The following is a 24,226-nucleotide window of genomic DNA, read 5'->3' as shown; positions in this document are numbered from 1 at the left end:
GTACACTATACAAATAGCGCCCACCCATAAGAAATGCAAGTAAAGAATTTCATATTATTGTCATAATTATGATAAATGTGACCTACATTTAGAGATAATCACAAGCACTGATATTCAAACAATTAAAAATTAAATTGTTATTTATCAATGGAATACGAGATTCAATGTCGGTTATTTTTATTTGTAAAGTAACAAAAAAAATGCACTACGTTTTACTGTAGTGCATTCATTTCACGGTAAAATAGTATTCAAATTATGGCTTATTGATCTCTTGAGCTATATCCACTGCCACTTTCTGCCAACCACTCGCCAGTGTTCTGACTAATTCAGGATAACCATCTTCTTGCTGCTCTAATTGAATGTCAAAGTTACGGCGAATGACGTTGTCACCTCGCATCAGCGTCCAAAAACCCTGAACTAAGACTTTTCCATCATAACGACCATTGAACGCTGTCAACGTAATATCTAGCGTCTCAGGTGAGCTTTGCAATGGCTGTAATGAGATAAACCTATCAGGCAACGTTGAAGAGAGCTCACGCACCATCGATTGCCCTAATTGCTGTTCTAGCGGACTTGCCCATAAATGCGCGCTGGCATTTGAGTAAGCCACATCTGATGTTTGATAAGTGATCCCATTCGATGTCAGTACATCTGCCAACGTAATGCGTTGGAGCCAGACCTGACCTTTACCCATCACTGTTGCTGATTGCACTTCTGGCGCTTTCATCGGTAATTGATAGTACACTTTATCTGGGCTACTGCTACAAGCCGCCAGTAGAAAAACACCTATTGCTAATAGATATTTCATTATTTTTTCACTCCTTTAGGCACTACGTCCTTAGTCGGCTCAGCTTCAAACACTAATGCATTGCTCTTATTATTCAGCGTACGCAATAGCGGTTGGACTTCACGAAGTACCTGATCTAAACGCTGCATATCATCAACCATCTTGTTATAGGCTGGGGAGCCCGGCTGGAAACCCTGCATTGTTTTGTTAATCTCTTTCAGTGATTTTTGCATATCTGTCGGCAGGCTTTGGAATTCTTTACTCGACATCAGCTTATTCAGTTGCGTGAACATCACATTCGCTTCTTGAACCAATTTTTGACCTTCAGCTAAGGTCTGAGTGGTTTGTTTCAACATAGGCTCAATTGGCATATTGTTGATTTTATCAAGTACCGCAATCACTTTTTGTTGGATCTGCGCTAAGCCACCACTGTGCGTTGGAATAATTTTATAACCTGCAATCACATAAGGACCTTTATATTCAGGCACATCCGGAATAAAGTCGAGGTCAATATATAAAGCACCCGTTAATAAATTACCGGATTTTAATGAAGCTCTTAGCCCATTTTTCATCGCCAGATTCAATTCATTTTTCAGGTTAAAGTCTTTACCGACATCTTTAGAAAAACGCTCTGGTTCGATATGGATCAGCACTGGAATACGGAAATTATTATCCAAAGACTGGTCTAGTCCCGCTGTATAAAATGGCACCTGCGCCACAGTCCCTAAACGAATCCCACGGAATTCTACTGGGGCTCCAGGCTGTAATCCACGGACAGAGTCTGAGAAAAACAGTACAAAGTCTTGGTATGTGGTATATAACGAGTCCTGGATACTTGATTGAGTATCAAATAGTTTGAACTGTGCATTCTCTTTCACAGCTTCCCCAGGAACCCACCCTTCTGGCACATCAAAACTCACACCACCAGTCAACAATGTCGCGACTGAGCCCATTGATACATGTACCCCTTGGGAAGACATATCAAACGCAATACCGCTGTCTTTCCAGAAACGCACATTACTGCTGACTAGCTTGTCATAAGGTGCATTGATAAACAGTTGATAACGCATATCACGTTGGTCCATATCGAAATTACTCGTTTCGACAGATCCGACGCGATACCCGCGGAATAAAACGGGATCCCCTGCATTAAGCTGTCCCGCTTTATCACTGGTTAAAATAATTCGCTTACCTTTAGCATCAGGGGACGCCAAAGGTGGCGTATCTAATAGTGTAAATTCGAAATGCTCTTTTGCCGCTAGACCAGGTTGCAGTTCGATATAAGCCCCTGACAGCAGAGTGCCTAACCCAGTCACACCATCACGACCAATGGTTGGCTTAACAATCCAAAAGGCAGAATCTGAGCGTAGTAAATCTTCCATATCTGGGTTTAAACGCGCTTTGATGATCACTCGACTAAAATTAGAATCCAAAGTGACGCTTTCAACGACCCCAATATCTACACTACGACTTTTAATTTTAGTTTTACCCGCTTCAACCCCTTCAGCGCTGTAAGTGATTAACGTCACTTCTGGGCCTTGATGACTAAAATGGTAAAACATGATCCAAGCACCGATGAGTAAAGTTACAATCGGGATCACCCAAACCGGTGACCAGCTTTTTAACTTACTCACTTTAGCGTTGGCCTGTGGTGTTTCTTGCTCTGTCACCCTGCGGCTCCTTCTTGTTCAACAGCCTTAACTGCATCTCTCTTGTTACAACGATCCCATGTTAAACGAGGATCAAATGTCATTGCGGCAAACATCGTTAAAATCACTACCACGCCAAAGAAAATAACTCCCTGTGCGGGGACGATGTTCATTAATTGCCCCATTTGAACCAATGCAGTCAAAATGGTAATCACAAACACGTCAATCATTGACCAGCGGCCAACGTACTCCACCAGCTCATAAATAAAATGCATTCTATGTGGATCACGGTTTCCAAAACCTTGAGAGTCAAGACATAGCCATGCTATGCCAATCATTTTCAGAGTAGGAACCATAATACTGGCAATAAAAATAATCATAGCAACGGGGAACGAACCATCTTCCCAAAGAAGAATGACACCATCCATGATCGTAGACGGTAGCCCACTACCTAACGCATTAGTGGTCATCACTGGCAAAACGTTTGCAGGAATATAAAGCATAATTGATGTTAACAGTAACGCTAGCGTCCACTGTAAACTCTGCTTTTTACGTACACTGCCATAAGAGTGGCAACGTGGGCATTCATGTTGTTCTGCTGGCAAAATCGCCGTACAAACTAAACACAAGCGTACATTTTGGCTAATTCCTGTTTGCCCAACAATCAAAGGCTTATTTATCTTAGGAGCGTCTTCAATTTTGTTCCATAACCAATGACGATCCAAACATTGGAATGCACGCACTTGCATCATACAGAACGCACAATAAGGAAGAAAACTCATCCCAATGCCAATTTCACCATACGCAATCAATTTCACGAAACTCACTAGCACTCCAGCGAGAAAAATTTCCGCCATGCACCACGATTTCATCTGAAAAAGAATTCGAGTAATCAGTATTTTAATTGATTTATGAAGGTGAACCCGCAGCCCAAGTAGGATGATTGTTACCATACAAAATGCAGGAATGATCAGAGAAAAGAGGAGAAAAAACAGCGCTAAGCCGCTGTAACGCGTCCCCATAATAATCTCGATGATTTGAAACATGGAGATTTCATTTTCAATGCCTGCCGCACTCATTTTTACAAATGGGAAAAGACAGGCAATAGTCAGCATAATCAATGCACTAAATGCATATGCTGCGGGTTGCCTGTAAGGATAACGCCATTTGGATATGAGTGTTGTTTCACAACGCGGACATGTGGCTTTACTACCTTGTTCCAATTCAGGAACAGCAACCATCATGTCGCACTGTGGACAGAGCACATGTTCATGGGGCTCATGAGAACACAAAGTGTTTTCTCTCCTTTTGATTTAAACCGTCATATCAACCGTTTTTCAACAGCTCTAGCTCCTGCCAACGATCAAACGCTTGTTCTAACTCTTGTTCTTTAGCGGCAAGTGCAGTTAGTGTGCTTTCAGTCACATCATGTGGCTGATTAAAGAAATCTGCATCGCCAATTTTTGCTTGAAGAACTTCAATTTCCCCTTCAAGTTGCTCTAATTTTGCTGGTAATTGCTCTAACTCACGTAATAAATTATAGCTAAGTTTATTCACACGTTTAGGGGCTTCTTTTGGTTTAGCCTCTTTTTCTGGCGCAGCTACTTTACTGGTTTGCTCCGATTTCAGACGTACCGTTTGTGCTCTTTGCTGCTGAGCATCTTTATAGCCACCTACAAAGCGGTTAATTTCGCCATTACCTTCGAAAATCCAGCACTCTGTTACGCTGTTATCCACGAATTCTCTATCATGGCTAACTAATAAAACGGTACCTTGATACCCATCCACCAGCTCTTCCAGTAACTCCAATGTTTCAACATCAAGGTCGTTGGTTGGTTCATCAAGGATCAGCAAGTTACTTGGCTTTAAGAATAAACGTGCTAATAATAAGCGGTTACGCTCACCACCGGATAACGCTCTTACAGGCGTCATCGCACGTTTTGGCGGGAACATAAAGTCTTGCAGGTAACCTAATACATGACGAGGTTTACCATTAACCATGACCTCTTGCTTACCTTCCGCAAGGTTATCCATCACGGTTTTATCTGGGTCAAGTGCTGCACGGTGCTGGTCAAAATAGGCAACTTCAAGTTTAGTCCCACAGTGAACGCGTCCACTATCTGCTTGCAAATCACCCAGCATTAAACGTAACAGTGTGGTTTTACCACAACCGTTAGGTCCCACCAATGCAATTTTATCGCCACGCATCACTTGCGCAGAAAAATCCTTCACTAAAACTTTATTATCAACTTGATAATTAACGTTTTCTAACTCAAATACAATTTTACCGGAACGCGCAGCTTCGCCCACTTGCATACGAGCAGTGCCCATCACTTCACGACGCTCTGAACGTTCCACGCGCAATGCTTTCAGCGTGCGAACACGCCCTTCGTTACGAGTACGGCGCGCTTTGATCCCTTGGCGGATCCACGCTTCTTCCTGCGCTAATTTGCGATCGAATTCCGCGTTTTGCATCTCTTCAACACGTAGCGCTTCTTCTTTATTGATTAGATAATCATCATAATTACCTGGCCAAGAAGCGAGCTGACCACGGTCTAAATCGATAATACGGGTTGCCATATTACGAATGAAAGAACGGTCATGGGAAATAAAGACAATGCTGCCTTGGAAATCTTTCAAAAAGGTTTCTAACCACAAAATAGTTTCAATATCCAAGTGGTTTGTCGGCTCATCTAAAAACAGTACGCGCGGGTTACTTACTAGTGCGCGCCCTAATGCTGCTTTACGTAACCAACCACCGGATAGTGAAGATAACTCTGCATCAGCTGGTAATCCCAGTTTTTTCAGAACATCATTAATGCGCGAGTCTAGTAACCAGAGGTTTAAGTTATCCAGAACCTCTTGTAAATCCGCGAGTTTATTTAAATTTTTCTCGCTTGGGTCAGACTCCACCAGCTTAGCAACATGGTGATAATCTTTTAAATATTGCGCTTGTTCGGCTACGCCTTCAGCCACAAAGTCAAAAATTGTGCCCTCTACGTTACGCGGAGGATCTTGCTGTAAACGTGCAACAATTAAATCTTGTTCATAAGTGAGTGAGCCATCATCAAGCGGTTGCTCTTTCGTCAATACACGCATCAGGGTCGATTTTCCTGCCCCGTTTCGTCCAACAAGGCAGACGCGTTCATTGTCTTCGATATGAATTTCAGTGTTGTCTAACAGCGGCGCATCACTAAACGCGAGATATGCGCCCGATAAATTAATTAAAGCCATTAATTCTATTCCTTACTCTGCGTGGCTAATCAACCAGCAGTTGTGAATTTGACGGTTACGTGCGAAATCTTCTGACAGTGTCTTAGCAGTAATTTCTTGTGCTTTTAAGCCAAGCTCAGTCAGTGCTTCAAGATCCATTTTGAATCCACGCTTATTGTTCGAGAACATCACTGTTCCACCACGACGCAGCATGCGTTTCAGATGTGTAATCAGCTGCACATGGTCACGTTGAACATCAAATGTCCCATCCATACGTTTTGAGTTTGAGAACGTCGGTGGGTCGATGAAAATTAAGTCAAATTGCTCATCGGCATTAGCTAACCAGTTTAAGCAATCTGCTTGCATTAAGCGGTGTTGACGACCGGTAAGTTGGTTTGCTTGTAAGTTTTTCTCTGCCCATTCTAAATAGGTACGAGACATGTCAACAGACGTGGTGCTCTTAGCGCCACCCAGACCCGCATGAACAGTCGCAGTGCCGGTATAACAAAATAGATTTAAGAAATCCTTACCACGGCTCATTTCACCTAACATGCGGCGGGCAATACGGTGGTCGAGGAATAACCCTGTATCTAGGTAGTCAGTTAAATTCACTAACAATTTAGCGTTATATTCCTGCACTAAGAAGAAATCATCTTTTTGCGCTAATTTTTCGTACTGCTGTTTACCTTTTTGACGCTGACGGGTTTTCAATACTAATTGATTTGAGGTCAACCCAAGAACGTTCATCGTCGCGGTGATCACATCAAATAAGCGCTGACGCGCTTTGCGCTCATCAACAGTTTTTGGTGGTGCATATTCTTGGACGACAACTTTCTCACCGTAGATATCCACTGCCACATTGTATTCCGGTAAATCTGCATCATACAAACGGTAGCAATCCACGCCCTGCTGTTTCGCCCATTTTGCCAGTTTTTTCTGATTCTTACGCAAGCGGTTAGCAAAATCAGGAGAAATCTCAGCCACCGTTTCTGACGGAGTTTCTGCTAATTGGTAGTTTTTCTGTACACAGTCCAATGGACCATTTTTGGCTTTAAATTCACGTTCAGAACGTAATTGTAAGCAGCTTAATAATTCAGGAGATGCGCTGAAAATAGATAAACGCCAACCAGGGAAACGTGCTTTAACCACCCGCCCGAATTGGCTATGTAATGCGATTAATGCTGGCTCACTTTCCAAACGTTCGCCGTATGGCGGGTTGCTAATAATAGTGCCCTTGATATCGGTTTTGACTGGGTTTTCCAATGCAGCGGCATCACCATGATTAAAGGTGATCAAATCTTGTAACCCTGCTCGACGGGCATTCGCTCGCGCCATATCCAGCACACGTTTATCGATATCAAAACCATAAAAACGTGAAGTCGTGTCTTTTAAACCTTGACGAAAACGAACTTGCGCTTCAGTGACCACTTCACGCCATAATTCAGGATTGTGCTTCAACCATGCATTAAATCCCCAATGCTGACGGTATAAACCTGGCGCTCTATCTGCAGCAATCATTGCCGCTTCAATTAATAATGTACCCGAACCACACATTGGGTCGACCATTGGGGTATTTTTCTGCCAACCGGAACGACTAATAATAGCGGCGGCTAACGTCTCTTTTAATGGGGCTTGTCCGGCTAAATCACGATAGCCACGAATATGCAGTGAATCGCCACTCAAGTCGAGTGCAACACTCGCGCGTTCTTTGTTCAGATAAACGTTAATGCGAATATCGGCTTCTTGGCGAGCCACATCAGGGCGTTGGTCCAACTTACGCACAAAGCTGTCAACGATGGCATCTTTTACTTTTAATGCACCGTATTGGCTATTACGGATTTCTTCGTTGGTTCCCGTGAAATGCACTACAAATGTATCATTCACATCGAAGATTTCAGACCAATCAATCGCTTGAACACCCAGATATAAATCAAGATCACTATAGACATCAAAATCATTCAGCGGTAATAAAATACGAGATGCCAGTCGACTCCATAGCAGACTTTGATACATCACACGGTCATCAGCCTGAAAATAGACGCCCCCTTGTGCCACTTTGCACTGGCTAGCGCCTAGCGCTTCCAATTCAGTTTTCAGTAGTTCTTCCAGGCCTCGAGCTGTGCTGGCAAACAGAAAATTCATAGTATTTATTACCGATTTCGATGAAAAATTGTTGCGCATTATAGCTAATCTCATGCACTTGTCATAAAGTTGCTGCACAACAATTATAGGATTAAAAAATGATTACGCTTTCGCGCCTGTATACACACCCAGTCAAGTCAATGAGGGGCATTCGTCTATCTCATGGTTACGCTGATATCAGCGGATTGACGTTTGATCGTAACTTTATGGTCACCACATTAGAAGGTAAGTTTATCACTGCGCGTAAATATCCGCAGATGTTATTATTTACCCCGGCTATGCTCAATAATGGGCTTTATCTCAAAGCACCTAATGGTGAAAGCGCTACCGTATTGTATCAGGACTTTAATGAGAAACAGAGTCCTACAGAAGTTTGGGGCAATCATTTTCATGCTCTTATTGCACCTGATGAGATAAATAATTGGTTAAGCACTTTTTTTGACGAACCCGTCCAACTGAGATGGCTAAGTCCTGAATTATCTCGCCGAGTCAAAAAACACCATGATGTTCCTTTATCTTTCGCGGATGGCTACCCATTTTTATTAATTAATGAAGCTTCTGTACAAGAGCTACAACGTCGCTGCCCCGCTAGCGTGAAACTTGAACAATTTCGCGGTAATTTGATCATCACTGGCGCCAAACCATTCGAAGAAGACAGTTGGAAGCGCATTCAAATTGGCGATGTCATTTTTACATTAGATAAACCCTGTAGCCGTTGCATTTTGACCACCGTCAGTCCAGAAAAAGGGATTAAACATCCTCATGCAGAGCCACTTGCTACGCTGCAAACCTTTCGAATGGATGACTCTGGCGATGTCGATTTTGGGCAAAATGCCTTGATTGAAAATACAGGAATTATCCGTGTTGGTGACACGCTCACTGTTTTAGACACTAAGTCACCAAAACAGTATCCATTACGTGATAGAGAAACGCCGGTAGCTCCTACTACTAAGCCAGCCCTAAAAGCAGTAAGTTTAGTGTTTGAAGAGACTGAATATGCAGGAAATACTGAGCATGTGATTCTTGAACAACTTGAATCTCATGGGCTTTCTATCCCTTATTCATGCCGTGCGGGCATTTGTGGTCGTTGCCAAATATCGCTCATTGAAGGAGAGGTAATACCGTTGAAGCAAAGCGCTATTAAAGAAAACGGGGATATTTTAGCGTGTAGCTGTATTCCAAAAACGGCACTTAAACTTGCCTTCAAGCAAGCCAACTAAATAAAAGCAAAACCTCAACTAAGAAAATAATTTTTTAGTTGAGGCTCTTAATTAAAGATAAATTCTTCTCATATTATTCAGCCATATTTATCGTATGAATTTTATCATGCGTACTTTTCTCATTTTATTTATTCAGTATGAAAAGGTTTATTTCGCATAAAAAACAATCAAAATACGAATATGATCATAACCGATCAATTAGATGACATTTCCATATAATAAACGCTTAGTCCGAGATTGATAATGCATCATGCGATCATTCATGATCTTAATTGGATCGCAAAATCTCAAAGTACGATCCGGTAATTCTAATGATGGCTCCGCTAATAAACATAAGCTTGCCGATTCACCTGCTTCCGCAATAATAAAGGTTGAATAAATATGACTATTCTCTAAGCACACTTGAATTAGCTGACCACGAACTGGCGTACTCATAAAATGGAAACTCGAGAAATACCAGCTTTTCGGCATTTGTGGTTTTAAAAAGCGGTAAGCAACTAAGCTGTTTAAGACTAACTCAGCCCTTTCTTCATAGCTAATATTTAATCTCTTCGCTTGTTCATCAAATAAATAAAATTCTGCGGCATCCTCAATACTAAAAGGCATTTCGTTATATGCAGAAACAGTCAACATTTTAGCTGGAAAACAAGACCGAAATATCATGCCGTTGGCGAGATCTAACATCACTCTGTCATGGTCACGATCAAAAAACCAACGCCAATGATCATCAGGTTTAATATTCATAAACGATCCTTTAGCGATGTCATAAGCAAATAAGCTTTGTTTGGATCCTTAATAAGGATCCCTTTAAACATATCTCAATTATACCCTAAAGCTTAAAAGATAAAGATACACGACAGACTGATCAATATGAGTAAACTTCAATGTCGACTTTTTAATAGCGAATTAATCAGATAAATGAAAACTATATGACGCACAACTACACGTATAACTTGTCATTTAATGGGTATAATTTATGTTCAATCTTAATATAGGATAAAAGGGGGAATAAATAAACCCCCTTGTATAATTAATCACCATTTTTTAGATGTGATTAACAATATCCTTTATTAATTTTGGTCCGTGGTAAATAAAACCAGAATAAATTTGTACTAATGATGCCCCTGCTTCCATTTTTTCTCTAGCCGCAGTTAATGAATCAATTCCACCCACACCAATAATTGGTAATTTCCCATTTAATTCACGAGAAATAAGTTTAATCACTTGGGTACTTTTTAATTGTACTGGACGACCACTTAATCCACCCGCTTCATTACAATGATTCAAACCTTGGACTAAAGAACGATCTAATGTGGTGTTTGTCGCAATAACACCATCAATATTATGTCTTACTAAACTATCGGCGACTTGCACAATCTCTTCTTCTGTTAAATCCGGTGCAATTTTAACGGCAACTGGAACATATTTTTGATGGATTGCCTGCAATGCCAATTGTTTTTCTTTAATACCACTTAATAAATCATCCAGCGCTTCCCCATATTGTAATGTTCGTAAACCTGGGGTGTTAGGAGATGAAATATTGATAGCGATATAACCTGCATGGGCGTACACCTTGTCCATGCAAATTAAATAATCGTCTTTACCTTGTTCAACTGGGGTATCTTTATTCTTACCGATATTGATGCCGATAACCCCACCGTATGTTGATTTTTTGACATTCTCAACGAGGTTATCAACGCCTTTGTTGTTGAAACCCATGCGGTTAATGATCCCTTCCGCTTCAACAACTCTGAATAATCTTGGCTTGTCATTACCCTCTTGAGGGCGCGGCGTAACGGTACCAATTTCAACAAACCCAAATCCCATTGCACCAAACGCATCAATGCACTCGCCATTCTTATCGAGTCCGGCGGCTAAGCCCAATGGATTTTTAAAGGAGAGTCCCATACAGGTCACGGGTTTGGTTGCAATAGACTGACGGAGAAGGAATTGAAGCGGAGAGTGGTTTAAACGCTGAAGCTGACGAAACGTTAATTCATGGGCCTTTTCAGGGTCGAGCTGAAACAGTGCCTTTCGGGCAAGGTGATATAACATAGCTATTAACCTACTTTCTGTCTAAGTACGATTGAATACGCATTCTCTACACGACACACTCAAACTCAGCGCGTGCAAAAATACCCCCAAACCTGTTTTACCAATAGGGTTTGTGAGTATAGAAGTGAGATCGGCTTGATAAAACGGCACATATGCTACCCTAACAAGGGGGTAATAATCCATGAAAATATCACTAAAAGTGCTAATTGTTTTGATCTTCTACCATAAAAAAGCCCTTAGACTCGAAAATCTAAGGGCTTACATCACAGTCGATTCAATATATTAGTTTTCGAGAGCTTTCGTTATCTTCTCGAAAAGATCGCCAGAAAGATTTTCTAACCCTTTCAGTTTTTCCAGAACCTCACGCATTAATCCTTGGCGCTTCGCATCATAGCGCTTAAAGCGGATTAATGGTTCGATCAGCCGCGATGCGACTTGCGGATTACGGGTATTCAGATCCACCAGAATTTCATACAAGAATTGATAACCGCTGCTATCTTCTGCATGGAAATTCACTGGGTTACCCGCTGTAAATGAACCCACTAATGCACGCACACGGTTCGGGTTAGTCATGCTAAATGAGCGATGATTTAATAATTCACGGACTTTTGCCAGTGTGTTTTTAGCTGGATTGGTACCTTGCAGCGTAAACCATTTGTCCATCACCAAGCCATCATGGTGCCAACGATCGTCAAAATCTGCCATAAGCGTTGCATGACATGGCAAGCCCGCTTCGTTTGCAGCGGTTAATGCCGCGAGTGAATCCGTCATATTATCCGCACTGCGGTATTGCGCTTCTACCAGCTTATTCGCCAAATCACGGTCGTCCGCTGCCGCTAAATATTGCAAGCAAGTATTACGCAGTGAACGCAGCGCGATATCGCCATGGTCCACACGATATTCATCAATATGAATAGAACGATACACCGTTAAGAATTCATCATGCATTTCATTCGCTAGCGTTGAGTGGATAAAATCAATCGCGTTATGGATTGCCACAGGATCAATAACGGTAAATAACTCTGCAATTTCATTTTCTGAAGGCAGCGTTAAAATTAATGCCGCTAATGCTGGATCAATATTCTCGCTGAGCAATACAGCGCGAAATGCATCCACAACATGCACAGGCAGAACCAGCGCTTCCCCTTTATGCAGTTTTTCTACATTAATTTTGGCGTAGTTATTAATCAGTTGCTGCGCCGCATCCCAGCGAGAAAATTCATTGCTCGCATGCTGCATTAAAAATGCTAATTGTGCATCCGTGTATGGATAATCCAATTTTACCGGCGCAGAAAACTCACGTAATAAAGAAGGCACTGGACGAGAAGTCACATTATCAAACACAAAGCTTTGTGATTCTTGCGTAATATTCAAGACTGAATTTACTAAGCTACCATCGCGCTTAAGCGGGATCACCGCACCATCTTCCCCATAAAGCTCAATATCCAGTGGAATATGCAATGGATGTTTTTCTGCTTGGTCGGCCGTTGGTGGCGTCATTTGGCTAACGTGTAGCGTATATTGTTGCTTCTCTTGAGAATATTCATCGCGCACAGTCAGAACTGGCGTTCCTGATTGACTATACCAGCGACGGAACAGGGATAAATCCACATTCGATGCGTCTTCCATTGCCTGTACGAAATCATCACACGTTGCTGCGCTGCCATCATGGCGATGAACATACAACTGGATCCCTGCTTGGAACATCTCTTCTCCAAGCAAAGTGTGGATCATGCGGATGACTTCAGATCCTTTTTCATACACTGTCAGCGTATAAAAGTTGTTCATTTCGATCACTTTTTCAGGGCGGATCGGGTGAGCCATCGGGCTTGCATCTTCCGCAAACTGCGCCGCACGCATCACTTTGACATTATTGATACGGTTAACTGAACGTGAGCCTAAATCAGAGCTAAATTCCTGATCACGGAAAACCGTCAGCCCTTCTTTCAAACTTAATTGGAACCAATCACGGCAAGTAATACGGTTACCCGTCCAGTTATGGAAATATTCGTGACCAATCACAGATTCAATATTCAGGTAATCTTTATCGGTGGCGGTTTCGCTTTTTGCTAAAACGTACTTCGAGTTAAATACGTTCAGACCTTTATTTTCCATTGCGCCCATGTTGAAGAAATCAACGGCAACAATCATGTAAATATCAAGGTCATACTCTAAACCAAAACGTTCTTCATCCCATTTCATCGCATTTTGCAGGGATTTCATTGCCCAAGGCGCGCGGTCTAAGTTGCCTTTGTCCACAAACAATTCTAATGCCACTTTACGACCAGTACGTGTCACAAACTCATCGCGTAAAACATCAAAATCCCCTGCGACCAATGCAAATAAGTAACTTGGTTTCGGGAATGGGTCTTCCCATTTTACCCAATGGCGACCATCATCCAGTTCACCTTCCGCGATACGGTTACCGTTAGAAAGTAAATAAGGATAGCGGGATTTGTCTGCTGTAATTTTGGTGGTGTAACGCGCTAAAACATCAGGGCGATCTTGGTAATAAGTAATGTGGCGGAAACCTTCAGCCTCGCACTGAGTACACAAAGCTTCACCAGAAACATATAAGCCTTCTAATGCACTATTTTTTTCAGGGCTAATTTCATTAACAATACTTAGCGTAAACGTTTCTGGTAACGATTCAATCACCAGTTTACCGGACTCTTCTTTATAATTTGTCCACGCTTTTCCATCCACTTCAAGGCTAATGAGTTTAAGATCTTCGCCAAATAATTCTAAGGTGGAAGATTGTGGATTAAGGCGTTTTACCTTGCTAATGGCGGTCACTGTGGTTTTGGCGGGATCAAGGTCAAAATCAAGAGATATTTCTGTAATCGTATAATCAGGTGCTTGATAATCTTGACGATATTTCGCTTGTCTTAACTGAGTCATAGGTAACCTTTTTCTTCGTTATATCCGTGTCATAGTCTCTTGTTACTACATACAATACTATAAGATGAACTAATGTGAATCGACTTAAGAAACATTTTCATCACAAATTACGATGTTTTTCTGTTATTACCTATCAAATCTATGTATCTAGTATCCAACTTTGTTGGCGAACGGTTTGCCTGTTGGTGCTATAGATCTATCAAATCTAAATTTACATGTTAGTATCATTCGGTGATTATTGTTTTGGGTATGTTGCCGAACAGTAAATGAAGATCTGTTGATAAAAAAATCACGTTGAGCACATTTAACTCAACCGTTAATTAGGTGAATTAAAGTTGAATTATCGCCCAACAACATACAGATAGAATAAAACTTCTATCTTTTGTTAAAGCGGGTATACTTTTTCAACTTTAACGATTTAGCTATTAGTCAGCTCCGCGAGGAACTCTGCGCGCATGAATTTAGACGTAACACCGATTATTACATCACTGCTGGATACCGATGCTTATAAGCTCCACATGCAGCAAGCCGTTTTTCACCGCTACAACCAAGTTCCCGTTGTCGCTGAATTTCGTTGCCGTAGCAGTGATATTTTAGGTGCCTATGCCAATGAGATTGAACAACAGATCCAACTGATGGCACAGCTTTCTCTTTCTGATGATGAGCATCAGTACTTGCGTACTCTGCCTTTTTTCACCGAAGATTACCTCTCGTGGCTAAAAACATTTCGCTTTAATCCACAGCAAGTCGCCGTAAGTACCGCTGAAGATGGTCAACTAGCGATACGTATTAGCGGTCCATGGCGTGAAGTGATTATGTGGGAAGTACCGCTACTTGCCCTTGTTAGCGAAATTGTCCAGCGCGATAGACACCCGAACATCACACCTCATGATGCGGTAACCCAACTGCGTAAATTGCTGGAATTGTTTTATCGGGAAGCTAACGAACGCCAATTGAATCTATCTGGATTTAAATTGATGGATTTCGGAACTCGTCGCCGCTTTTCCTATGATGTGCAAGCCGCTATCGTGGGCATGCTCAAACAAGAGTTTCCTTATTTAGTGGGTACCAGTAACTATAAATTAGCTCGTGAATTAGGCTTAATGCCTGTCGGCACACAAGCCCATGAATGGTTCCAAGCCCATCAACAAATTAGTCCTGAGCTAGCGAATAGCCAGCGTGAAGCCTTACAAAGTTGGCTAGATGAATACCCTAATCATTTAGGGATCGCTTTGACGGATTGCATCACCATGGATGCGTTTTTACGTGACTTTGACCGCGAGTTTGCGAACCGCTATCAAGGTCTGCGTCATGATTCCGGTGACCCTATTGAATGGGGAGAGAAAGCCATTGCCCATTATCAGAAATTGGGCATTGACCCGCTCAGTAAAACGCTGGTGTTCTCTGATAATTTAGACTTACAAAAAGCCTTAGAGCTGTATCATTATTTCCATAAACGCGTGAATTTAGTGTTCGGTATTGGTACAAGACTGACGTGCAATATTCCAAATGTTGTGCCGATGAATATCGTGATTAAGCTGGTGGAATGTAATGGTAAACCTGTCGCTAAATTATCTGATAGCCCAGGAAAAACGATTTGTGAAGATGATGAATTTGTTAATCAGCTGCGCAAAGCCTTTGACCTTCCTAAAATGGAAAAAGCCTGCTAAAACCAAATTAATAACCCGATAGCGATTTTTTACTTGTTTCCTGCCAAATGGCAAGTAACATAGCAGATTACCCCTGAAATATGGGATTTCGGAAAAGATGTCGGGTTAATGGTTTTTCATATGACGGTTTTTCTTCTTATATCGCGTTTCTTTGTAAACCCATAAGCAGCAAATCCCAAACAACACAAACTCGTCATCTCATATCGTTAATATTATTTAAAAGAGAGTAATTTTTATGATCGTTGCGCCTGTAGTCGATGTACTGCAAGGCCGTGTGGCGGTGGGCTCAGAAGTCACCGTTCAAGGCTGGGTACGTACAAGGAGAGATTCAAAAGCTGGTTTTTCTTTCCTCGCCGTTTATGACGGTTCATGCTTTAACCCATTACAGGCTATCATCAATAATAATTTATCTAATTATAATGACGAAGTCCTGCATTTAACCACTGGCTGCTCTGTGGAAGTCACTGGTGTCGTGACCGAATCTCAAGGTCAAGGGCAATCTTTTGAATTGCAAGCAACGGCAATCAAAGTCGTTGGTTGGGTTGAAGATCCTGACACTTACCCAATGGCAGCAAAACGCCACAGTGTTGAGTTTTTACGTGAAGCTGCGCATTTGCGTCCACGCACTAACTTAATCGGTGCTGTTGCACGTGTTCGCCATACTTTAGCCCAAGCCCTGCATCGCTTCTTCGATGAACAAGGTTTCTTCTGGGTATCTACCCCGCTGATCACCGCATCCGATACCGAAGGTGCGGGTGAAATGTTCCGTGTTTCCACACTGGACTACAACAACCTGCCGCGTAATGACAAAGGTGAGGTTGACTTCAGCGAAGATTTCTTTGGTCGCGAAGCGTTCTTAACAGTTTCTGGTCAGCTAAACGGTGAAGCTTATGCGACAGCATTAAGCAAAATCTACACCTTTGGTCCAACTTTCCGTGCAGAAAACTCTAACACTAGCCGCCACTTGGCTGAATTCTGGATGTTAGAGCCTGAAGTGGCATTTGCTAACTTAGATGACATCGCGGGTCTTGCAGAAAAAATGCTGAAATACGCATTCAAAGCGGCATTAACTGAGCGTCGTGATGACCTTGAATTCTTTGCAGAGCGCGTAGACAAAGACGTGATTAACCGTCTGGAACGTTTTGTGAATTCTGATTTTGCGCAAGTCGACTATACCGATGCAATCAAAATTCTCGAAACCTGTGGTCAGAAATTCGAAAACCCAGTTTACTGGGGTGTCGATATGTCTTCTGAACATGAACGTTACTTAGCTGAGCAACACTTTAAAGCACCTGTTGTTGTGAAAAACTACCCGAAAGATATCAAAGCTTTCTATATGCGCCTTAACGAAGACGGTAAAACCGTTGCCGCAATGGATGTATTAGCGCCGGGTATTGGTGAAATCATCGGTGGTTCTCAGCGTGAAGAACGTCTAGATAGACTGGATGCACGTTTAGAAGAAATGGGTATGAATAAAGAAGATTACTGGTGGTACCGTGATCTGCGCCGTTATGGCACTGTGCCGCATTCAGGTTTCGGTCTTGGTTTTGAACGCCTGATTGCTTATGTAACCGGTGTCAGTAACGTACGTGAAGTCATTCCGTTCCCACGTACGCCAAGAAACGCAGCATTCTAATATCAAACGCCCGTTATCAGGCTTTATATGATTATCAATATCGGGTCACTCTGCTGACCCGATATTTTATCTCAGTAGAAATGATTTTCACCTCAATGATAGCCGTCTGCAATTGATCGGCTGATTTGAGACCAGTGTCACAATTTTTCTTTTATTGCCCTATTTTTTGCTTTTTTATTAACGATTCTTATTCCGACTAAGAATAATCTGCTTTAGGTACTCTACCATTCTTATTTGTTTGTGCATTTTTCCCTCATCAATGAATGACATCGTTCGAAAAAAGTTCAATTTGTCTTTCAAAAAAGTTCCCTCTTTTTTGTAAAATTTTTTCATCTGGTAGGATGAGTGGTTATTTTTTGCTCTATTTTTTACATTTTGAAACACCCTGTTACCATTTGTTTCAGAATCTTCGTTTTTGTAGCATTTTGGGGGTAGATAAATTTATCTACCAATGGAACACTGGACGCCGACTAAAGACGACACTAATCTCTCATAAATAGTTCCAATTAATTTTGCGAATTGTTTTTGGCAGTGGCAGGTGTCCGAATAACACCAATGAGGGTAATAATAATGATGAAACGCAATATTCTTGCAATGGTTATCCCAGCTCTGTTAGCTGCTGGTGCAGCAAACGCAGCTGAAGTCTACAACAAAGACGGCAACAAATTAGACGTTTACGGTAAAGTAGACGTACGTCATTACTTCGCTAACTCAGAAAGCGGCGAAGATGGCGACGATTCACGTGTTCGTTTAGGTGTTAAAGGTGATACTCAAATCACTGATCAACTGACTGGTTTTGGTCGTTTCGAGTGGGAAACTAAGACTAACAAAACCGAAAACAACAACGATAACAAAAACCGTTTAGCTTACGCGGGTCTGAAATTCAAAGATTTCGGTTCTGTAGACTATGGTCGTAACTACGGTGTTATCTATGACACGAACGCATGGACCGACGTATTCCCACTTTGGGGTGGCGATACAATGGCTCAAACTGACACGTTCATGACTTCACGTAACCGTAACCTGTTAACTTACCGTAATAACAACATGTTCGGTTATGTTGATGGTCTGAGCTTCGCTCTGCAATATCAAGGTAAAAACACTGATTCTAACAAATCAGGTGCTTCTAAAACTGTAACAGATCCTACTTCTGGTGACGAATCTTGGAAAGATGGTTACAAAGACAACGGTGACGGCTACGGTTTCTCTACCGCTTATGACTTAGGTTGGGGCGTGACTCTGGGTGGTGGTTACTCTAACTCTGCTCGTACTGAAGCTCAAAAATACGGTAACTCTGCTGCTCGCGGTGACCGTGCTCAAGCATGGAACGTTGGTGGTAAATTCGACGCTAACAATGTTTACTTAGCAGCTATGTACGGTGAAACTCTGAACACCACTCACTTCGGTTCAGCTCACGAAATCGCTAACAAAACTCAAAACGTTGAATTAGTGGCTCAGTACCTGTTCGACTTCGGTCTGAAACCATCTTTAGGTTATAACCAATCTAAAGGTAAAGACATCGAAGGTTACGGTAACGAAGATCTGGTTAAATACATCTCTGTAGGTTCTTACTACTACTTCAACAAAAACATGTCTGCAGTTGTTGATTACAAAATCAACCTGCTGAAAGACAATGACTTTACTGAAGCTAAAGGCATCATGACTGACAACGTAGTTGGTCTGGGCTTAGTTTACCAATTCTAATTATCCGTTAACGGATAATCTGAAAGCAGTAAATCATGTTTTTGCAAGGCAGCGCTTCGGCGCTGCTTTTTTTATTCTCAGAACTTCGTTCCCTATTCCTATCCCCATCGCTAAGTTCCTTCTCGGGTTTTCCTTTCAAGTTAGTCGCCCTCTTGGGCAATATCTTAACTATCGAATACGCTAAAAATTCAATTAATTAGATAAAGTCACTGGTTTATACTCAATTTTTGGTCAAATTTGATGTAATGGCTATCTAGCTCACAAGATCACACCAATTTTTGGTAAAACAATTGGCAAAAACTTGTTACCAAGTTACTCTGGTGACTCGACATTTTCCGTTATACCTCTTTTTCAGCTAAACCACAGAGTTTTGGAATCGACAATATGTTTGAGAAAATCATTTCTGCCCCAGCAGACCCTATCCTGGGTCTTGCTGATAGTTTCCGTGCTGATCCTCGCGATAATAAAATCAACCTCGGTATCGGTGTCTACAAAGACGAATCGGGTAAAACCCCTGTTCTGGACACGGTCAAAAAAGCAGAGAAATTTCTGCTAGAAAACGAAAATACAAAAAACTATCTCGCGATTAGTGGAATGCCGGAGTTTGGTCGTGTCACTCAAATACTGCTGTTTGGTGATAACCATGAAATCATCACATCAAAACGCGCTCGTACCGCACAAGCTCCGGGTGGCACAGGCGCCCTGCGTATCGCAGCCGATTTCATTGCTAAACAAACTAACGCAAAGCGTGTTTGGATCAGCAACCCAACGTGGCCTAACCATAAGAATATTTTCGAAGCAGCTGGCTTAGAAGTGCTGACTTACAATTACTACGATGCAGCCAACCACGGTATGGATTTTGACGGTATGCTTAACAGCCTGTCATCCGCGGTTGCAGGTGATGTGATTGTTCTCCACGGCTGCTGTCATAACCCAACGGGTATCGACCCAACAGCAGAACAATGGACTCAGCTAGCATCTCTGTGCGCAGAAAAAGGCTTATTACCTGTATTTGACTTTGCTTATCAAGGCTTTGCAAAAGGCTTAGATGAAGATGCGGAAGGTTTACGTATTTTCACCAAAAACAACCCTGAAATGATTGTTGCTAGCTCATTCTCGAAAAACTTTGGTCTGTACAATGAGCGTGTCGGAGCTTGCACCATCATCGCAAAAGATAGCGATAACGCAGAACGTGCATTTAGCCAAGCAAAAGCTGTGATCCGCGCTAACTACTCAAACCCTCCAGCCCATGGCGCGGCAGTCGTGACCACTATCCTGTCTGATGAAACATTAAAAGCTGAGTGGATCCAAGAACTGACTTCAATGCGCGAGCGTATCAAACGTATGCGTCAGTTACTGGTAAAAACATTGGAAGAGAAAGGCGCTAAACAAGACTTTAGCTTCATCATCAACCAAAATGGTATGTTCTCCTTCAGTGGACTGACAAAAGAGCAGGTAGAGCGTTTACGGAGCGAATTTGGCATCTATGCTGTTAGCTCTGGTCGTATTAACGTCGCAGGCTTAACACTGGAAAACATGGTGCCACTGTGTGATGCCATCGTGAAAGTTCTATAAGTATTTATTCAAACAACCAAATACTTCACAAAAACAGCCAGTAACTTAACTGGCTGTTTTGTTTATACCAAAGGAATTACTTCAAATGACTCAGGAAACGCTCTGTCATTTGGACGCCTCCCCAGTTATTTCTGACATTATCATTACCAATATTAGGGTCAGTACTTCCCTCATAAGCAATACGTTGCTCCGCCAACAACTGTATCAAGCGATCAAGAGTTGATTCCTCATTATGTTTTGATAATTGCTTGTAATCATTCAAAAAGTTCACCTGCATCACACTGGTCATTGAGGCAGTATGATTATTGTGTTGCATAGTCACTTTTCTTCCACTCTTTGATTGATATACCGTTTCTGCAAGCGTTGCTGAAAGTTCTTTGTAGCTTATTTCAGTAGACGAAAAATCAACTAATACCACTTGATTACACCCTTCGAGATCATGGATAGTGACATCCCCTTGCCCATGACCACTCACAATATAGATATCATCCCCTTTATCACCCGCTAAATGGTCCTTTCCATCTAAAGATATTAATACATCCTGCCTCATACCTTGTGCCAATAAAATATCATCGCCTTGACCACCATAAAGGATATTTTCGCCACCTGTTGTTATCAACTTATCATTCCCACTCCCACCTTTAATCACACGACCATGTTGTGACATATCCATCACCTCATCATTACCAGCGAGCATATCAATAAGCCAATGCTCTCTCGCATCATTCTCGGATAATACAATTCCATCATTTCCCAAGGTTTGTTTTAATGGTTTAGGAACGCCATTTAACATATCAGCAAGCTCATTAACTGGCTTCCAAATAGCTAGCTGCCCTGAATGTTTTGCTTTATCGAGTTTTTCAGATAAGTAGTAAGACAACGAAGTCATACTGACCGTCGTCGATGAAATAGAGTTACTATCGAGTTGGTTATAATGATGAATATTAAAGCGAGCCCCGCTATCCTGCGTTGGCTGTTTAATCTTGAGAATTTTACCTGATGATGAAACATAGACCTGATAGTCGGGCTCGACCCCTTCAATAGCTTGCCGTTTAAAATTAACTAAATGGATATGGTTATTACCAAGATTATCTTCAATATAAGCCGCGCCTGAGTGGTTACCATCAATAATATAATGGTCATCTCCCCCTTCGCCCATCAAAGTATCGTTTCCTTCACCCGATAACAGTAAATCATCCCCCTCACCACCACTAATAAAGTTATTTCCTGTTCCGCCATATAAGACATTATTTCCCGCCGTGGCTTTAATATTATCATCACCTTCGCCACCTAATAGTACATAGCTATTTAAGCTCTTATTGATAATGGTATCGTCACCATTTTGACCATCAATAACATGCTTATCTGATATATAACCCGTAGGTAAAAGAATTTGATCGTCATGATCGCTACTGTTTATAACTGGATTGACTGGGGAAATATGATTTTTCTGTAGATCCACGTTAAATACATTACTATATTTACCTTGGATTAAAATCACCTCAAAAAGATTATCTCCCACATTTGTAAAATGAATAGTGCGTTTTTTCTGTCCGATTTTATCAAAATTACTTAATTTTCCAGAATCCATCGATAGGGCAAAACCATTCTCGGTAGGTAATAATAAAATCACCTTATCATGAGTTGTGAAACTATCTTTTACCTTCGCGAAATCAAATGTAATTTCACCATATTCATCTTTTTCTGTAAGAATTTGATAGATATCAACCCCACGAGTGACTTCAATATAATTCCCTAATTTAACCAGAGGCAAAAAGTTATTTTCATCATTACCACGATAGGTTAATTGTTCAGCACGGCCTATTGGTGAAAACCATCCCCATTCAGGTGCTACATGTTTTCGGTGCTTATTTATTGTAATGATATTAGCCGTTTCATCTATTTCGACTGATTTGCTTTCTGTTGTCGCGACTTGGTCAGCTTCTTGAATATAACTGAGGCTGAAATATTGCTCTGGCTCTTTTTGACCAATCTGCGTCGTCATCATCCAGCCATCTCGAGTTTGTACTCGATACACATGGTGAGGTTTTTTTAAATCGCTGCTTGGATCAATAACATTCTCTAACTGAATTAAAACTGAACTTTTTATATTGGTAAAATCATGTCCATCCTCAGTGCTACTTGGTAATTTGATGGTCAGAATTAAATCATTACCGTTTAATTCAACCTGTTTTATTTCATCTAAAGAATATTCTATGCTCACATGACTTTGTGAACGACTCGATTCTTTGATAGCCACCTTAGCCTGATATTCTTTACTATTTTTCTTATAGATAGGATTTAGATAACGCTTAGTTTTGACGGTTCTTTCTTTCCATTCCCAATACTGCTCTGAGATGTAGAGATCGTTAACATGCTGCATCCATTCAAAACGGCGAATATGATAACTATCATTGCCATCGCCTCCCACAGCATCACCTTGGGTTAAAATAAGCTTATCATCACCACCATATCCGACTAATAAATCTTTACCTAATCCACCATCAAGGACATTATCCTTATCATCTCCACGTAAACTATCATTGGTATTTCCTCTGATGATAATATTTTCTATATTTTGTAAATGAGCAACAGAAATAAATGGATGGTTTCCTTCTTGCTTATAATGCAGTGTATTTTTTTCTAAATTAACATAAGCATGATGAGCATCAGGTAATAAATCAACAATCAGCGTATCCTTCCCTCCTTGACCATCAAGATACTTAGTTGGCATTGTGTTATTACGTGACATTAATCCGCTTAAATTATTATCTTGCAGATAAAACAGATCATCTTTATCTCCCCCTGCAAAATATTTTTCGCCAGATAAAACCTGAAATGCATTTTTTCGTGCTTTTGCACCAATAATCACATCATTACCGTTAGCTGTATTCCAGCTCGTTCCTCTACTATGAGGATTATCCAAATATAATGCGATCTTTTGGATATCACTCTCCAAATTTTCACTAACCTTCCGCTCATTTTCGCTAAACACCCGCTGCCCTAACACACCAAATTCAGTTTTCTTTGAATAAAAATTAATTTGTGAGGCACTAGAATTTGATAACTGATAATGTATTGGTAAGGTCAAGAGTTCTTCTGAAATTTTATGGCGAGATTTAAATTCTTCAAATAACGGATTTTTATATTCTGAATTTAAAGAATAACTATCATGCGTAGCTTTTGTTCCTGTTTGTTTAATATCAACTATCTCTTTAGCTTCTTTTTTAGGCTTGAAATCTTTACGAGTCGATAACCCCATTCTGTTATACACATGATTTAAATTTTTAAACCATGCACTTTTTCTAATGATTTTGTTGTCTAAAATAAAATCAATTTCGTTTGCAGTAAAAGAAGGTGCACCTTTTTTAGAAAATCGAGGTCCATAATTTCCTGGTCCTAGACGTCGATTTTCTAATGTTCCCAGAAAATAGTTTCCGTGCCCATCGACTAAATAGTATTTTTGCTCCTCGTCATATACAGGACTTTCAATAATACCGAAATGATGATCAAAGCCTGCTGCTAAAATATTACTCTCAAATAATGCAAGATCCATTTCCCAATTTTGTTTTTTAAATGCATTGATATACAACTGGGTATTCATCTCTTGTTGCGTGCGTAAAGTAGGCTCTAAACCTAAAGCCCCTCGAATCCCTTCTTCTAATTCCCGATCC

General features: G+C 41.2%; 14 protein-coding genes. 5 read left to right on the top strand and 9 right to left on the bottom strand.

All coding sequences use genetic code 11. The annotated features are described in order from the left end of the window. Positions 1-253: 253 nt before the first annotated feature. Genes pqiC through rlmKL form a run of 5 tightly spaced genes read right to left on the bottom strand, consistent with a single transcriptional unit; the run spans position 254 to position 7,791 of the window. Positions 254-808: a membrane integrity-associated transporter subunit PqiC gene (gene pqiC, locus PSF16_RS11470; protein WP_154631962.1), complete on the bottom strand. Its 555-nt coding sequence runs from the start codon at positions 806-808 to the stop codon at positions 254-256. Then, a complete protein-coding gene (gene pqiB, locus PSF16_RS11465) occupies positions 808-2,457 on the bottom strand; it encodes an intermembrane transport protein PqiB (protein ID WP_006657842.1) in 1,650 nt (549 codons plus the stop codon). The genes pqiC and pqiB overlap by 1 nt, the downstream gene beginning before the upstream one ends. Next, entirely contained in the window at positions 2,454-3,728 is a 1,275-nt protein-coding gene (gene pqiA, locus PSF16_RS11460; protein ID WP_036972618.1) for a membrane integrity-associated transporter subunit PqiA, read from the bottom strand. Before pqiA ends, pqiB begins: the two co-directional genes overlap by 4 nt. 34 nt (positions 3,729-3,762) lie before the next feature. Further along, positions 3,763-5,670, bottom strand: a complete 1,908-nt coding sequence (locus tag PSF16_RS11455) for an ABC transporter ATP-binding protein (RefSeq protein WP_272689271.1) — start codon at positions 5,668-5,670, stop codon at positions 3,763-3,765. 12 nt (positions 5,671-5,682) lie between these two features. Next, positions 5,683-7,791 (bottom strand): bifunctional 23S rRNA (guanine(2069)-N(7))-methyltransferase RlmK/23S rRNA (guanine(2445)-N(2))-methyltransferase RlmL, encoded by a 2,109-nt coding sequence (gene rlmKL / locus PSF16_RS11450; RefSeq protein WP_006657839.1) that lies wholly within the window; start codon positions 7,789-7,791, stop codon positions 5,683-5,685. A gap of 98 nt (positions 7,792-7,889) precedes the next feature. Between rlmKL and PSF16_RS11445 the strand changes: the two genes are divergently transcribed. Then, positions 7,890-9,011 carry a YcbX family protein gene (locus PSF16_RS11445; RefSeq protein ID WP_179897134.1) on the top strand — a complete coding sequence of 374 codons (1,122 nt, stop codon included), beginning with the start codon at positions 7,890-7,892 and terminating at the stop codon, positions 9,009-9,011. Between the two features lie 198 nt (positions 9,012-9,209). On the opposite strand, the gene PSF16_RS11440 is transcribed toward PSF16_RS11445, so the two are convergent. From PSF16_RS11440 to pepN, 3 genes are all read right to left on the bottom strand, one after another. After that, positions 9,210-9,755, bottom strand: coding sequence for a cell division protein ZapC (locus PSF16_RS11440; RefSeq protein WP_006657837.1), 546 nt, complete (start codon positions 9,753-9,755; stop codon positions 9,210-9,212). Positions 9,756-10,055: 300 nt separating this feature from the next. Continuing rightward, the gene (gene pyrD / locus PSF16_RS11435; RefSeq protein WP_006657836.1) at positions 10,056-11,066 is read right to left on the bottom strand and encodes a quinone-dependent dihydroorotate dehydrogenase; all 1,011 of its coding nucleotides are present in this window, start codon (positions 11,064-11,066) and stop codon (positions 10,056-10,058) included. A 282-nt stretch (positions 11,067-11,348) separates the two neighbouring features. Beyond that, positions 11,349-13,967 (bottom strand): aminopeptidase N, encoded by a 2,619-nt coding sequence (pepN, locus tag PSF16_RS11430; protein WP_006657835.1) that lies wholly within the window; start codon positions 13,965-13,967, stop codon positions 11,349-11,351. 455 nt (positions 13,968-14,422) lie between these two features. On the opposite strand from pepN, the gene pncB reads away from it, so the two are divergent. The 4 genes from pncB to PSF16_RS11410 all read left to right on the top strand — a co-directional run bounded on the left by pncB (position 14,423) and on the right by PSF16_RS11410 (position 20,552). Then, entirely contained in the window at positions 14,423-15,637 is a 1,215-nt protein-coding gene (gene pncB, locus PSF16_RS11425; protein WP_006657834.1) for a nicotinate phosphoribosyltransferase, read from the top strand. Positions 15,638-15,872: 235 nt separating this feature from the next. Next, on the top strand, positions 15,873-17,273 hold the full coding sequence (gene asnS / locus PSF16_RS11420) for an asparagine--tRNA ligase (RefSeq protein WP_006657833.1): 1,401 nt from the start codon (positions 15,873-15,875) through the stop codon (positions 17,271-17,273). A gap of 570 nt (positions 17,274-17,843) precedes the next feature. Continuing rightward, positions 17,844-18,977 carry a porin gene (locus PSF16_RS11415; RefSeq protein ID WP_272689270.1) on the top strand — a complete coding sequence of 378 codons (1,134 nt, stop codon included), beginning with the start codon at positions 17,844-17,846 and terminating at the stop codon, positions 18,975-18,977. Between the two features lie 384 nt (positions 18,978-19,361). Continuing rightward, entirely contained in the window at positions 19,362-20,552 is a 1,191-nt protein-coding gene (locus tag PSF16_RS11410) for an amino acid aminotransferase (RefSeq protein ID WP_154631957.1), read from the top strand. 76 nt (positions 20,553-20,628) lie between these two features. On the opposite strand, the gene PSF16_RS11405 is transcribed toward PSF16_RS11410, so the two are convergent. Then, positions 20,629-24,226, bottom strand: a 3,598-nt coding sequence (locus PSF16_RS11405) for a calcium-binding protein (protein WP_442959248.1), incomplete at its 5' end; no start/stop codon positions are given.

Source organism: Providencia sp. PROV033, from assembly GCF_028484855.1.
GTDB lineage: Bacteria > Pseudomonadota > Gammaproteobacteria > Enterobacterales > Enterobacteriaceae > Providencia > Providencia alcalifaciens.
Note: the sequence above shows the minus strand (reverse complement) of the source record. Positions and strands in the feature narration are given on the sequence as shown.

Bases quoted from the DNA above. Each gene is read 5' to 3' on its own strand.
- pyrD (WP_006657836.1), bottom strand. From the start codon at position 11,066: ATGTTATATCACCTTGCCCGAAAGGCACTGTTTCAGCTCGACCCTGAA.
- PSF16_RS11440 (WP_006657837.1), bottom strand. From the start codon at position 9,755: ATGAATATTAAACCTGATGATCATTGGCGTTGGTTTTTTGATCGTGAC.
- PSF16_RS11415 (WP_272689270.1), top strand. From the start codon at position 17,844: ATGATGAAACGCAATATTCTTGCAATGGTTATCCCAGCTCTGTTAGCT.
- PSF16_RS11410 (WP_154631957.1), top strand. From the start codon at position 19,362: ATGTTTGAGAAAATCATTTCTGCCCCAGCAGACCCTATCCTGGGTCTT.
- pqiC (WP_154631962.1), bottom strand. From the start codon at position 808: ATGAAATATCTATTAGCAATAGGTGTTTTTCTACTGGCGGCTTGTAGC.
- pepN (WP_006657835.1), bottom strand. From the start codon at position 13,967: ATGACTCAGTTAAGACAAGCGAAATATCGTCAAGATTATCAAGCACCT.
- rlmKL (WP_006657839.1), bottom strand. From the start codon at position 7,791: ATGAATTTTCTGTTTGCCAGCACAGCTCGAGGCCTGGAAGAACTACTG.
- PSF16_RS11455 (WP_272689271.1), bottom strand. From the start codon at position 5,670: ATGGCTTTAATTAATTTATCGGGCGCATATCTCGCGTTTAGTGATGCG.
- PSF16_RS11445 (WP_179897134.1), top strand. From the start codon at position 7,890: ATGATTACGCTTTCGCGCCTGTATACACACCCAGTCAAGTCAATGAGG.
- asnS (WP_006657833.1), top strand. From the start codon at position 15,873: ATGATCGTTGCGCCTGTAGTCGATGTACTGCAAGGCCGTGTGGCGGTG.
- pncB (WP_006657834.1), top strand. From the start codon at position 14,423: ATGAATTTAGACGTAACACCGATTATTACATCACTGCTGGATACCGAT.